Origin of the sequence: Melghirimyces thermohalophilus, from assembly GCF_900102685.1 — a bacterium.
In the GTDB taxonomy this organism is placed as follows: Bacteria; Bacillota; Bacilli; order Thermoactinomycetales; family DSM-45169; genus Melghirimyces; species Melghirimyces thermohalophilus.
Map to the genome: position 1 here is coordinate 89,871 of NZ_FMZA01000006.1, position 13,243 is coordinate 103,113.

Annotated in this window: 13 protein-coding genes; 7 read left to right on the forward strand and 6 right to left on the reverse strand. The window is 53.2% G+C overall.

Going from position 1 to position 13,243, the window contains the following annotated elements; all coding sequences use genetic code 11:
* Positions 1-50 precede the first annotated feature (50 nt).
* Complete coding sequence (gene putP / locus BLP91_RS05810) at positions 51-1,517, forward strand: sodium/proline symporter PutP (protein WP_091567593.1); 1,467 nt, start codon at positions 51-53, stop codon at positions 1,515-1,517.
* Between the two features lie 115 nt (positions 1,518-1,632).
* Here the strand turns inward: putP and BLP91_RS05815 are convergent, their stop codons facing one another.
* Both BLP91_RS05815 and BLP91_RS05820 read right to left on the reverse strand, forming a co-directional pair.
* On the reverse strand, positions 1,633-2,166 hold the full coding sequence (locus BLP91_RS05815) for a DUF84 family protein (RefSeq protein ID WP_091567595.1): 534 nt from the start codon (positions 2,164-2,166) through the stop codon (positions 1,633-1,635).
* 32 nt (positions 2,167-2,198) lie between these two features.
* Entirely contained in the window at positions 2,199-2,852 is a 654-nt protein-coding gene (locus BLP91_RS05820) for a LytR/AlgR family response regulator transcription factor (RefSeq protein ID WP_176757853.1), read from the reverse strand.
* A 208-nt stretch (positions 2,853-3,060) separates the two neighbouring features.
* On the opposite strand from BLP91_RS05820, the gene scpC reads away from it, so the two are divergent.
* A complete protein-coding gene (gene scpC, locus BLP91_RS05825) occupies positions 3,061-4,563 on the forward strand; it encodes a succinyl-CoA:acetate CoA-transferase ScpC (protein ID WP_091567601.1) in 1,503 nt (500 codons plus the stop codon).
* 102 nt (positions 4,564-4,665) lie between these two features.
* Here the strand turns inward: scpC and BLP91_RS05830 are convergent, their stop codons facing one another.
* Positions 4,666-5,517 (reverse strand): dimethylarginine dimethylaminohydrolase family protein, encoded by an 852-nt coding sequence (locus tag BLP91_RS05830; protein WP_245662149.1) that lies wholly within the window; start codon positions 5,515-5,517, stop codon positions 4,666-4,668.
* Between the two features lie 316 nt (positions 5,518-5,833).
* Here BLP91_RS05830 and BLP91_RS05835 point away from each other — a divergent pair, with 316 nt between their 5' ends.
* The 5 genes from BLP91_RS05835 (at position 5,834) to BLP91_RS05855 (ending at position 10,227) form a co-directional block, all read left to right on the forward strand.
* Positions 5,834-6,145, forward strand: a complete 312-nt coding sequence (locus BLP91_RS05835; protein ID WP_281220420.1) for a metal-sensing transcriptional repressor — start codon at positions 5,834-5,836, stop codon at positions 6,143-6,145.
* A gap of 18 nt (positions 6,146-6,163) precedes the next feature.
* Positions 6,164-8,557 (forward strand): heavy metal translocating P-type ATPase, encoded by a 2,394-nt coding sequence (locus tag BLP91_RS05840; RefSeq protein WP_091567603.1) that lies wholly within the window; start codon positions 6,164-6,166, stop codon positions 8,555-8,557.
* A gap of 13 nt (positions 8,558-8,570) precedes the next feature.
* Entirely contained in the window at positions 8,571-8,780 is a 210-nt protein-coding gene (gene copZ / locus BLP91_RS05845) for a copper chaperone CopZ (RefSeq protein WP_091567606.1), read from the forward strand.
* Positions 8,781-8,926: 146 nt separating this feature from the next.
* On the forward strand, positions 8,927-9,829 hold the full coding sequence (locus BLP91_RS05850) for a class I SAM-dependent methyltransferase (RefSeq protein ID WP_091567609.1): 903 nt from the start codon (positions 8,927-8,929) through the stop codon (positions 9,827-9,829).
* 14 nt (positions 9,830-9,843) lie between these two features.
* Positions 9,844-10,227 (forward strand): VOC family protein, encoded by a 384-nt coding sequence (locus tag BLP91_RS05855; protein WP_091567612.1) that lies wholly within the window; start codon positions 9,844-9,846, stop codon positions 10,225-10,227.
* A gap of 91 nt (positions 10,228-10,318) precedes the next feature.
* On the opposite strand, the gene leuD is transcribed toward BLP91_RS05855, so the two are convergent.
* The 3 genes from leuD to BLP91_RS05870 form a co-directional block, all read right to left on the reverse strand.
* Complete coding sequence (gene leuD / locus BLP91_RS05860; RefSeq protein WP_091567614.1) at positions 10,319-10,939, reverse strand: 3-isopropylmalate dehydratase small subunit; 621 nt, start codon at positions 10,937-10,939, stop codon at positions 10,319-10,321.
* 196 nt (positions 10,940-11,135) lie between these two features.
* Positions 11,136-12,548 (reverse strand): 3-isopropylmalate dehydratase large subunit, encoded by a 1,413-nt coding sequence (gene leuC, locus BLP91_RS05865; RefSeq protein ID WP_091567617.1) that lies wholly within the window; start codon positions 12,546-12,548, stop codon positions 11,136-11,138.
* 165 nt (positions 12,549-12,713) lie between these two features.
* The gene (locus BLP91_RS05870; RefSeq protein WP_091567620.1) at positions 12,714-13,232 is read right to left on the reverse strand and encodes a YfiT family bacillithiol transferase; all 519 of its coding nucleotides are present in this window, start codon (positions 13,230-13,232) and stop codon (positions 12,714-12,716) included.
* Positions 13,233-13,243: the final 11 nt, after the last annotated feature.

Consider the following 13,243-nt stretch of genomic DNA (forward strand, 5'->3'; position numbering starts at 1 on the left):
AGCACAAAGCCGGGGAACGAAAACTTTGCCTAACTCAAGGGGGAAATGGGATGGAAGTGCAAGAGCTGATCTCCATCGGGATTTATCTGTTAGCGATGTTGACTATCGGTTATTACGCTTATGGAAAAACATCGGATCTGTCCGATTATATGCTGGGGGGACGGAAGCTGGGGCCGGCGGTGACAGCGCTCTCCGCCGGCGCTTCGGATATGAGCGGGTGGCTGTTGATGGGGTTGCCTGGAGCCATGTTCGCCACTGGTGTGGCGAGCGGTTGGATCGCAATCGGGTTAACATTGGGCGCCTATCTCAACTGGCTGTTCGTGGCGCCGAGATTGAGGACTTATACAGAGGTGGCCGACAATTCGATCACGATTCCTGATTATCTGGAAAACCGGTTTCACGACCGCTCCCGAATCTTACGGATTGTATCGGCACTGGTCATTTTTATCTTCTTCACCTTTTACACCTCATCGGGGATGGTGTCCGGCGGTGAGTTGTTCAGATCCTCCTTTCAGTTGGACTATACGTTGGGGGTCTGGCTGACCGCCGGAGTCGTCATCCTGTATACCCTGTTCGGCGGCTTTCTCGCTGTCAGCTGGACGGACTTTGTGCAGGGGACGATCATGTTTATCGCTCTGATCCTGGTCCCGGTTGTCACCATCATGGAAACGGGGGGCATCGGTCCCACATTTAACCGGATCGAGGCGATCGATCCTACACTGTTGCAGTTGTTTAAGGGGACCAGTGTGATCGGCCTCCTCTCCTTCCTGGCATGGGGATTGGGATATTTCGGCCAGCCCCACATCATTGTCCGCTTTATGGCGATCCAGTCCGTCAAAGAGGTGAAAAACGCGCGCCGCATCGGCATGGGATGGATGATTTTCTCCCTGATCGGCGCCATGTTTACCGGGTTGGTCGGAGTCGCCTTTTTCAACAAGGAAGGAATCAACTTGAAGAATCCGGAAACGGTCTTTATCGTGTTGGCGGATGTGTTGTTCCATCCGCTGATTACCGGGTTTCTGTTGGCGGCTATCCTGGCTGCAATCATGAGCACGATCTCGTCCCAGTTGCTGGTAACCGCCAGCGCCTTGACGGAGGATTTTTACAAGGCTTTTTTCCGCCGTTCCGCCTCAGACCGGGAATTGGTGTTGGTGGGGCGTCTGTCGCTGTTGGGTGTGGCTCTGATGGCCCTCTTGCTGGCTTTAAACCCTAATGAGACGATCTTGAACTTGGTGGGCTATGCCTGGGCTGGGTTTGGTTCCGCCTTTGGACCGGTGATCCTATTCAGCCTCTATTGGAAGCGGATGAACAAGTGGGGGGCACTGGCCGGGATGGTGGCCGGCACATTGACGGTTATCATCTGGGAGCAGATCAAGGCTCTGGAGGAAGTGTATGAGATCATACCCGGCTTTATCGCCTGCGCCCTGGCAATCGTCGCCGTCAGCCTCCTGACGGGGAAACCCGGCCGGGAGGTGGAAACCCAGTTTGACGAAGCGATCAAGCAGAGTGGAGCGTGACCGACTGACAACTGAAACAGACCGCTGACGGATCAGCGGTCTGTTTTTTTATGTTCCATTTTAAATCCAAGTCTGTCGGGATAGTATACCGCCGTTTTCTCCGACGCATCCATGTTCACGTGTTGTGTGACCGGTTTTCTTTCTGTGTATCGAAGCGGTACTGGCCGATAAGGAGTTTCGCCACGTGGAGGAACATCTCCCGACGGTTGACCAAGCCCGCTGTAAAGATCCCCACTGCTCCCTCATGACTGCGGACTCCGGTACGTGAAGTGAAAGCCTCCATCAATTCTCCCAGCTCCTTTCCCTCTTCAAGCGGAGTGGAAAAGGAGCTGGGTAGGGGGATGCGGGCGCCGCCGGCCACCCATTGTCGGCTGCTCTGATCGACGAGAGCCCCCCAATTGATCAAAAACAGACCGGCAGATGAGTCCACAACGCCTCCCTCCAGACCAATTCCCAGGTCCGCCGCTGCCTCTTCCCGAGCGCGGCGAGCCCGGTTGATTGCGCCTTGCAAGGTTTCTTCGTCGGATAAGGGTTGGGGCGAGACCCCGGAAGGGACGGGGACCGGATGAAGCACGGCACCCCATCCGATCAACGCGCTTTCAACAGCCCCCACTTTGGCCGCATTTTGTGAGCCGATTGCAACCTTCATTTTTACTACCACCTGTTTTACCCATTCAGATCTTAGAACCCTAACACCCAGCGGGTGTTTCTCACGTAGCTCTGGCCGACAGGAAGGATGCAACCAGCGGGTTCCTTGAGTTTGATCAGCAGGCGGGAAGAGACATCCCGGTAAATTTTTTCAATATAGCCGATGTTGATGATGTAGGATCGATGGATACGCAGGAAGCGTGGAGGGAGCCGATCTTCCAGGGATTGAAGGGTGAAGGCGGTACTGTATTGATGAGAGGCCGTGGTAAACCAGGTTTTCTTTTGGCTGCTCTCAAAGTAAGCGATCTCTTCTACAGGAATCGGCTGCCAAACATGTTCCCGGTAGCCCGTGACAAACTCCAGGTTGGTGACAGCTCGCTTATTGGGGGGGAGAATCACCGTTAATGCGCCTACACACCCTTCTTCCGTTTCCAGGGGATAACCTATGCCGTAATATGGCCGGCCAAAGACAGAGTTATCCACATTGCGGCCGATATGCCGTTTGTATTGGAAAACCAGGTTGGACACACTTCCCTGGGGAACCGGCTGTCCAGGTTGGATGTTGATATCATATTGCCCGGCAAGGTATTCGGTATACCGGGATTGTTCAGCGATTGCCACCGAGGCTTCGGAAGGAATCCAGTCCTTAAGAAGACTGGTCACAAGCGACAGCATCGATGATTTCATCATCAGCCCTCCACTGACGAAAATGGTTTCTGGTTCGTTGTTTAGTATAACAAAAACCGGCAAAGGGTGGATGGGACGTTGGGAATCATTATTTATGATTCGTCAGGAATAATAACCGTACATCTGTAAATGCGGACAAAAGAAGAAAGAGTCGTTAAAATAACTTCTGAAAGCGGTTTCGGATACCGGAAAGAGGAGGGAAACCTTCATGGAACACCGTATTCACAACCCTTCGCTGCGTTCGCGAATCGTATCAGCTGATGAAGCGCAGAAGTGGATCCGTGATGGAATGAACGTCGGTGTCAGTGGATTTACCCGAAGCGGGGATGTGAAAGCGATCCCCCGTGCCCTGGCTGAATATAAAAAGAAAATGGGAGATACCCGGCGAATCAACCTCTATTCTGGGGCGTCTCTGGGTGAAGCGGATTCTGACCTAAGTTCCCAACACCTAGTTGGACGGCGAGGCCCTTACCAAAGTGACCGTGACACCCGTGGGGCGATTAACCGAGGTGAGATTCAATATATCGAACAGCATCTCAGTCATACAGCAGAATGGGTCCGCAATGGGGAGCCCATCGATCTGGCCATTATTGAGGCGGTGGCGATTACGGAAGATGGAGGCATCGTTCCGACGACTTCCGTTGGGAATTCGCCTATTTTTGTACAACAGGCGGAACAGGTGATCGTGGAAATTAACATGGCCATGCCGGAAGAGCTGATCGGAGTCCACGACATCTATATTCCGGAAAAGCGGCCTGGCCGTAGCCCGATCAACATCACCCGCGTCGATGACCGGATCGGGAGAGCATCGATCCCTTGCGATCCGATGAAAATTGTCGGTATCGTTTTTAACGATGAACCTGATTCCCCCTCTACCATCGTTCCCCCGGACGGGGAAACGGAACAGATGGCCGGATATATTTTGGAATTGTTGGAACATGAGGTGAAACAGGGTCGCTTATCCGAGCGGCTGGCCCCGCTTCAAAGCGGTGTCGGTTCTGTTGCCAACGCAGTGTTTAACGGATTGGAGCAAGCTCCCTTCGACCAGTTGGAGATTTATACCGAAGTGATGCAGGACGCTGTGTTCCACTTATTCGATTCAGACAAGGTTTCCTTTGCATCCGGGTGCTCCTTTACCCTTTCCCGGGAGATGAGGGACCATGTCTTGTCCAACCTGTCTAAGTATCGGGATCGGATCGTATTGCGGCCGCAGGAAATCTCCAACCATCCGGAAGTGATCCGCCGACTCGGAGTGATTGCGATCAATGCCGCCCTCGAGGTGGACATTTACGGCAATGTCAACTCCACCCATGTGAGCGGAAGCCACATTATGAATGGTATTGGAGGCTCCGGCGACTTTGCTCGCAACGCTGGGCTGACCATTTTTGTGACGAAATCGACAGCCAAGGACGGCCGGATTTCCAGCGTGGTCCCCTTCGTTCCCCATGTCGACCATACGGAGCACGATGTGGATATCCTTGTAACGGAGCAGGGGATTGCTGATTTGAGGGGCTTGTCTCCCCGGGAGCGGGCTCGGGTGATCATCGAAAACCTGGCCCATCCCTATTATAAAGATGCTCTCCGCGACTATTTCAAACGGGCCTCGCAAGGAGGAGGTAACACGCCTCACCTGTTGCAGGAGGCCTTCAGCTGGCACAACCGGTACCAAGAGACAGGCGACATGCGCCAGCGAGAATTGGTTCTCCTGTAATGTATCCCTAACCCTGAAATGAACATCACTTTATCCCTATCCCTATCCGTATCAAGACCGCTGACTCTGTCAGCGGTCTTTTTTGATGTGGAAAAAGAAGAGTCATCTCCGTAGCAGGGGTAAGGTGCAGCAGCGAAAAGCACCTCCGGATTTGACGATCTCCGAGAAGTTGACTTCCAGTACGGTGAAATCATGACGGCGCAGCCTGGCGTTCACCTCTGGGTTGCTCGGTTGACTGATCAATTTTCGGTTTCCGATGGACAACACATTGGTTCCCAATTGAAACTGTTCCTCTTTGCTGACCTCGATCAAATGATAGCGGGCGGCCAAACGGGCGAGATCCGAATCGACAAAGGCGGGAGGATAGATCAGCGCTTCCCGGGGGGAGAGGGGATTGAAGATACAGTCTAAGTGAAGGTATTTTTCCGGAAAGGGGAGACTGATCACCTCCAGGTGGGGAAGCCTGCGACGGAGTTCGTCAATCGCTTTGTGGGACGTCCGGCCACCGTCCCCGATGTAGATCTTATCCCCATCCACGATCACATCGCCACCTTCGATATGTCCGGTGTCGACGGAAGTAAAGGGGATCCCCTCATCCTGGAGCCAGACCTCCAACCGGGTCTCTTCCCCTTGGCGGATCGGCTCATCCATGCGGGAGATAAACATCTGCGGCCCTAGAACAAAGCCGATATCCCGGGTGAATACCTGCTCGGGAAAACGGGAGTCAGGCTCCAGCAGCACCACATCCACCTGATGATCCCGCAAGGTATTGACCAGGTTCCGATGTTGGCGTTCCGCCTGTTCCCGATCGATATTTTTTCTGGCGAAGCGGCGTTGGGTTTGGTTGATCACCTCCCGGATCTCCATAAACCGAGGGGGGCAGAGAAGCACCCGCTGCAAGGTATCGTATTCACTCCAACAACGGGTGAGGGGAGGAGCCTGAGTCATTCCCATGATCATATAACACCTCTATTCATCGATCTCGGAGGGATCCTTTCCTATAACCTTTCCCCAAAACTGGAAACCATGTATTCACGGTTAGGGACCCATCGATTTCTCATTCATCCCAATACGGGTCACCTTGACAGGGGGGCGACTGTTGAGGGGGCCTTTTATTTGGAGGGATCAAGTGTCACTCATCTGGATGTTTAGGGAAGGATCGATTCAAGATATACCTATACAGGGTGTCAAACATACCTCATAGAGGGATGCTGTTTGACACAAAATACCTTAGGGGGGTATAGTAAAGTCGAAAGAGGGGTGAGGGTGGATGAGCGATGAGATGATGTCCCATAAAGAGCCCTTGGTTCCACGCTCGGATCGGGAGCGGACGGCTCTGCAAAACCGGTTGAAGCGGATTGAAGGGCAGATTCGTGGTTTGCAAAACATGGTGGAGGAAGATCGCTATTGTATGGACATTCTGGTCCAGATCACCGCGATCCAATCCGCGCTGAAACAGGTTGGCTTTTCTCTGTTGGAACGACACAGCCGCACTTGCCTGTCTCATGCGATTCAATCGGGGCAAGGGGAGGAATATATCGAAGAGCTGATGAAAGTGATCAAACAGTTTAGCAAATCATGAAGGAAGGTGGGCAGCAAGATGGGCCGGCAAAAAGAGTTGACGCTGGGAATCACCGGGATGACTTGCGCGGCCTGTTCCGCCCGCATTGAAAAAAGGCTTAATCAAATGGATGGTGTTGAGGCCCAGGTCAATCTGGCGACGGAAAAGGCGACGGTAAAATACGATGAAGACCGGATCGATCCCGGTCAGTTAATAGATAAGGTGGAAGACTTAGGCTACGGCGTGGAGCGGGAACGAGCGGAGCTGGATATTCAGGGAATGACCTGTGCCGCCTGCGCAACCCGGATCGAAAAGGGATTGAGCCGGATGGAGGGCATCCAATCCGCGGCGATCAACCTGGCTGCAGAATCGGGTTCGGTGGAGTACACCCCCGGTCGCGTCTCCATCGATGTCATTACGGACAAGATAAAAGACCTGGGTTACCAAGCCACGTTGAAAAAAGGAAGAGAGGTGAAGGAGAGCCGCAAAGAGGAGGAGCTTCGACGGAAAAAACGTCTTCTGGCCCTGTCGATCGTGCTTTCCCTTCCCCTTCTGTACACGATGGCCGCTCACTGGCAATTGAATCTGCCGATGCCGGAGATCCTGATGAACCCCTGGTTTCAGTTTCTGCTGGCGACGCCGGTTCAGTTTTATATCGGGGCTCCCTTTTATCGAGGTGCGTACCGTGCCTTGAAAAACGGGAGTGCCAATATGGATGTTCTCGTCGTCCTCGGCACCTCTGCCGCCTATTTTTACAGCGTGGCTGAAGGGATTCGGTGGTTGATGACTCCCGGTTATCAAGCCCAACTGTATTTTGAAACCAGTGCCATTTTGATCACCTTGATTCACGTGGGTAAGTTGATCGAAGGGATGGCCAAAGGGCGGACCACCGCCGCCCTCACGCAGTTGTTAAACTTACAGGCCAAGGAGGCCACTGTGGTTCGGAACGGGGAAGAGGTATCGATTCCTGTGGAAGAGGTGCGAGCAGGGGATACCCTGGTGGTGAAACCTGGTGAAAAAATCCCTGTGGACGGGTTCATCTTGACCGGAAATACAGCTGTGGATGAATCGATGATTACTGGGGAATCGATTCCGGTGGAGAAGAGTGCCGGGGACCCGGTAATCGGAGCGACGATCAATACTAACGGAACCTTCACCATGGAAGCGAAAAAGGTGGGTAAAGATACCACCCTGGCCGGTATTATCAAGATCGTGGAGGAGGCCCAAGGGTCCAAAGCCCCGATCCAACGGATGGCCGACGTCATCTCCGGAATCTTCGTTCCCATCGTGGTCGGGATTGCGGTGCTCACCTTTCTGCTCTGGTACCTGTTGGCAGGGGACTTGACCGCCGCCTTGGCAGCATCGATCGCCGTGTTGGTGATCGCTTGTCCCTGTGCCTTGGGATTGGCCACCCCGACCTCGATTATGGTCGGGACCGGCAAAGGGGCGGAAAACGGAATTCTGTTCAAAGGTGGAGAATACCTGGAACAAACCCAGCGCATCGATACGGTCCTGTTGGATAAGACCGGAACCATCACCAAGGGAAAACCGGAGGTGACTGATTTTGTCTCCTTCCAGGAGGATGAGCGGATGGTGTTCACCTACCTGGTGTCGGCGGAAAAACCCTCCGAACACCCTCTGGCCCAGGCTGTTGTGGCTTACGGAAAAGAACAGGGTGTCGAAGGGTGGGAGGCGGAAAATTTTGCGGCTATTCCGGGCCATGGGATCCAAGCGGTAGTGGGCGGCCGGCACGTGACTGTGGGGACCCGCCGATTGATGGACCGGGAAGGGATCGACTGCCGAGATCATCGTGAGAAGATGGATCGGTTGGAGGAAGAAGGAAAGACGGCGATGATGATTGCTATTGACGGAGAATTGGCCGGAATCGTCGCTGTTGCCGACACCGTGAAGGAGCACGCGAAGGAAGCGATCCGTACGCTGAAAAACCTCGGGGTCGAACCTGTGATGGTGACAGGGGACAACCGACGGACCGCCGCCGCTGTGGCCCGTGAAGTGGGGATCGACCGCGTCTTCGCCGAAGTTCTGCCCGAGGAAAAAGCGGATAAGGTGAAGGAACTGCAGGTACAAGGGAAACGGGTGGCTATGGTTGGGGACGGGATCAACGACGCCCCGGCGTTGGCCCAGGGTGATATCGGCATCGCCGTTGGAACGGGGACCGACGTTGCCATTGAAGCCGCCGATATCACCCTGGTGGGAGGCGACCTGACCCATCTGGCACAAGCGGTTGTCTTAAGTCGGAAGACGATGCGCAATATCCGGCAAAACCTCTTCTGGGCCCTGTTTTACAATACAGCAGGAATTCCGATTGCTGCCCTCGGGCTTTTGGCCCCATGGATCGCCGGTGCGGCCATGGCCTTCAGTTCCGTGTCGGTGGTGACGAATGCCCTGCGCCTGAAGCGCATCCGCCTGTAAAGGAGGTGATGATGTGGCAACCGTGACCCTGAAAGTGGAAGGCATGAGCTGCGGTCACTGCAAGAGCGCCGTGGAGGGTGCCTTGAATAAAGTGAAGGGTGTGGAGCAGGCCCAAGTCGATTTGGAAGCGGGGACCGCCACGGTGAAATATGATGAACAGAAAACCGATCTGGAGAAAATGAAACAAGCCGTGGAAGATCAGGGATATGATGTGGCCTCGTGATCGAACATGGGGCATTTCTGACACACATATAATGGAAGCGTCGAAAAACCAGCATCTGTGGAGGATGCTGGTTTTCAAATGGAAAAGGGTTTCGGTCTTTTATATCGAAAATTTATCGAGATCGGCTATAAAAGGAGGATATTTCCATGAAAGAAAAACAAGTTAGTCTTACCGCGATCATGACCGCCTACCTACGAGGCTACCATGCCACAAAGGATACCTCCAAAATTTTTGATGACTTTCTGGCCTATCCTTTGATACCGGAGGAGAGACGCAGACTTATTGAACAAGGCTTTTCCAAGGCTGTTGAGAAAATCGTTCCTGAAAGAGACTCCGCACGCTCTGAGCAGGTGACAAATTCTTTACCGTCCTTATTGCAAGCCATGGGGTTACCCCATGTTCTCAGCCGTTCAAGATATATGGAGGACAACCTTGATCAGGCTGTAAAACAAGGAGTGAAACAATATGTGATACTTGGAGCTGGACTGGACACCTTTGCTTTTCGTCGGCCGGACCTCCGTAGTCAGGTTCAGGTATTTGAAGTGGACCACCCGGCTACCCAAGCCTTCAAACTGGATCGACTGGCTGAATTGGAATGGGATATCCCATCAAATCTTCACTTTGTACCTATGGATTTCACCAAGGAGAATTTGGCTGATGCACTCAAAGGAACTGCCTATCACTTGCAGTCTAAAACTCTTTTCAGTTGGCTGGGCGTCACTATGTACTTAGCTAGAAACGAAGTGCTCGCAACGTTGCGTTCAATTGCCGATATGGCTCCCGTGGACAGTACGGTTATTTTTGATTATTTTGTACCGGAAGCAGTTACTTCATATTTGAAAGAGAACCAGGAAGATTTACAACGGATAGGCGAGCCGATTCAAACAGTCTTCGATCCATCAACATTAGCTTTTGAATTGGGGAATTCAGGGTTTCGTCTCGATGAGAACCTAAGTCCATCGGATATTGAGGAACGCTATTTCCAAGGTCGAAGGGACGACTATCATGCGAGTCAACATGTGCGCTTTGCCAGAGCAGTCGTAGAGTAAAGTGGAGGTATTCGATGAGACCGAGGATTAGCGTCATTACATTGGGTGTGGATGATTTGGAAAGGTCGTTGGCATTTTATCGGGATGGACTCGGACTCCCCACACAAGGTATCGTGGGGAAGGAGTTTGAACATGGAGCTGTGGCCTTCTTCGACTTACAAGCAGGTATCAAGCTCGCTATTTGGAATCGCAAAGATATCGTTCATGAGACGAAAAATCCTTTGACTGCACCCAATCCTGCTGAATTTACCATCGGCCACAATGTAAACAGCAAGAAGGAAGTGGATCAGGTCATGGAACAGGCAAAGAGAGCGGGAGCGAATATTACAGTTCCTGCTCACGAGACTTTTTGGGGTGGATACTCCGGCCATTTCCAGGATCCAGACGGACATTTGTAGGATGTTGTCTGGTATTCGCGTTGGGGATTGCTGTAAGATGAGGTGAAAAAGGAGACTGCCGGGGTGGCAGCCTCCATCCTGTGGGAAGGGCTCAGCTGTTTTGAGTTACTGTCGTCCGGTAGTAATCCGGGAGGCGTTCCTCATACTTCCTGATCAGGTCATCCTTTTGCAGGGTGATGGCGATATCATCCAGTCCGTTCAGGAGGCAGTAACGGCGATAAGGCTCCACCTCGAATTCGGCAGTAAAGTCGTTTTGATCATCGATCCGGTTGTTTTCCAGGTCGACGGACAGAGTTTGGGTGACACCGTCTTTTACCCGCCGAAATAAAGTGTCCACTTTCGCTTCCGGCAGCCGGATCGGCAGGATGCCGTTTTTAAAGCAGTTGTTATAAAAAATATCGGCGAAAGTGGGGGCGATCACCACCCGGAATCCGTAGTCCAACAGAGCCCAGGGAGCGTGTTCCCGGGAGGAACCGCAGCCGAAGTTAGTCCTGGCGAGCAGAATCGAACCGTCCCGATACGCCTCTTGATTTAGTTCAAAATCCGGGTTGGGATTTCCCTCAGTATCGTAGCGCCAATTGTAAAACAGGAATTGGCCGAACCCGGTCCGTTCCACCCGCTTCAGAAACTGTTTTGGAATAATCTGGTCGGTATCCACGTTGGCCCGGTCCAGAGGTACCACTTTCCCGCTGTGTTTGGTGAAAGCTTCCATCGCAATCCCTCCTTAGTTGGATCTAATTATGTCGCTTTAAGAGCGTACCAGCGATCTGATTTAATTGATATAAGGGTTCTCTTTCTGTTCCTGTGCTTCTAAAAGCCTTGTGAATGAATGGAAGGTCCTTGTGCGAGGGGGAGCGTTTATCCGAAAGAGCGATTATGCACCTAGGGCACGTCATTCACAACGCTCCTCAGTCGTCTAGGTTCCACTTGCGAATATCGACAAAGTGGCCTTCGATGGCGGCGGCTGCGGCCATCATCGGACTGACTAGGTGGGTGCGCCCGCCCCGACCCTGACGTCCTTCAAAGTTGCGGTTGGAGGTGGAGGCGCAACGTTCGCCGACGTTCAAGGTATCATCGTTCATCGCTAGACACATGCTGCAACCCGATTCTCTCCACTCGAAACCGGCATCCAGGAAGATTTGATCCAACCCTTCGCTCTCCGCTTGCCGCTTAACCTGCTGGGAGCCGGGAACGACCATGGCTTGGACACCTGGTGCCACCTTGCGGTTTTTGACCACACAGGCCGCCGCCCGCAGGTCTTCCAACCGAGAGTTGGTACAGGAGCCGATAAAGACGCGGTCCACTTTGATCTCCGTCATCGGCGTACCGGGGGTGAGATCCATATATTCCAAGGCGCGCCGAGCTGATTTTCTCTCCGTTTCCGTAGGGAGCGACTCGGGATCGGGCACCTGTTGATCAACAGCTGTGCCCATTCCGGGGCTGGTGCCCCAGGTGACCTGCGGCGCGATCTCAGAAGCATCCAGTTCCACCCGCTTGTCGTATACCGCACCTTCGTCGGTTCTAAGCTGCAGCCACTCCTGTTTGGCTTGTTCAAAAGCTTCTCCTTTGGGGGCGTGGGGACGCCCTTCCAGGTATCGGAAGGTCGTCTCATCGGGGGCGATCATGCCCGCACGGGCACCAGCCTCGATGGACATATTGCAGATCGTCATCCGTTCTTCCATGCTCAGATTACGGATCGCTTCACCGGTGTATTCGATGACGGTTCCGGTCGCCCCGTCGGTTCCAATTTTTGCGATAACGGCCAGAATGATATCCTTGGCGGTGACGCCGGGGGAGAGCTTTCCTTTCACATGCACTTCCATCGTTTTCGGTTTTAACTGTTGCAGACATTGGGTAGCCAACACGTGCTCCACCTCACTGGTGCCGATGCCGAAGGCGAGCGCACCGAAGGCGCCATGGGTAGAGGTATGGCTATCTCCACAGACGATGGTTTTGCCAGGGAGGGTCACCCCGAGTTCCGGTCCGATCACATGGACGATCCCCTGTCCGGGATCATGAAAATCGTAGAGTTTGATGCCAAAATCACGGCAGTTTTTCGTCAGTGTTTCCATCTGTTTGGCGGAGGTGCCATCGGTGACCGGAAGGCTGCGATTGACGGTGGGAACATTATGGTCCACCGTGGCCACGGTCAAGTCTGGCCGGCGAACCTTGCGCCCATTCAGTCTCAAGCCCTCAAACGCCTGAGGCGAGGTCACTTCGTGAACCAGGTGCAGGTCGATATACAGAATGGCCGGTTTTCCTTCTTCTTGTTCGATTACATGACGGTCCCACACTTTTTCAAACAGCGTGCGCGGTTTCACATCTCTCACCCCTTCGTAGTCCTGAGCTTGAGTGCCCGGTAAAAAAATATATTGTTGCTATTGTAGCAAAATTTCCGAAACCCGCAAGGGTGAGAAAAATTTATCGGAAGATTGGATAAAATAAACCGCCCGCCGTTTTTGGCAGGCGATGTTGAAATTTTCCCTTTACCAGCCCATCCGTTCTCGCAGATTGGCGATCTGCCCTAAGTGATGGCGGCTGTGCCAGGAGTAGAGGCGCAAGGAGTTGTCCAATGATACAAATCCATCCTCAGGGTGTACGTACCCCTTTTGAAACTGTTCGGGACGCATCGTTTCCAGCAGCCCCACCCAGCGTTGGTGTAGAGCATCCAGGAAATGGAGGGAAGGTTCCACCGGCATGTCCTGAGCATCCGGCAGCTGAGCCCACCGATCTTGGTCGTAAGCGATGATCCGAGGGCGCTCATCGGTTAGAGCCATTTTAAAACGAAGGTATCCGTTTAAGTGGCTATCTGACAGATGATGAACCACCTGTCGGATCGACCATCCCTTGGGTCGGTAGGGGGTATCCAGTTGTTCCTTGGTCAGATCGGAGACCGCCTCCCGCAGTCGATGGGGGGTTTCCGCCAGCATCCAGATGTGCCAATCCGTCGATTCTCTATGACGAGACACATCAAAACGACCGATCGGATAGCGCAAATTCTCCAAACCAAATCCCT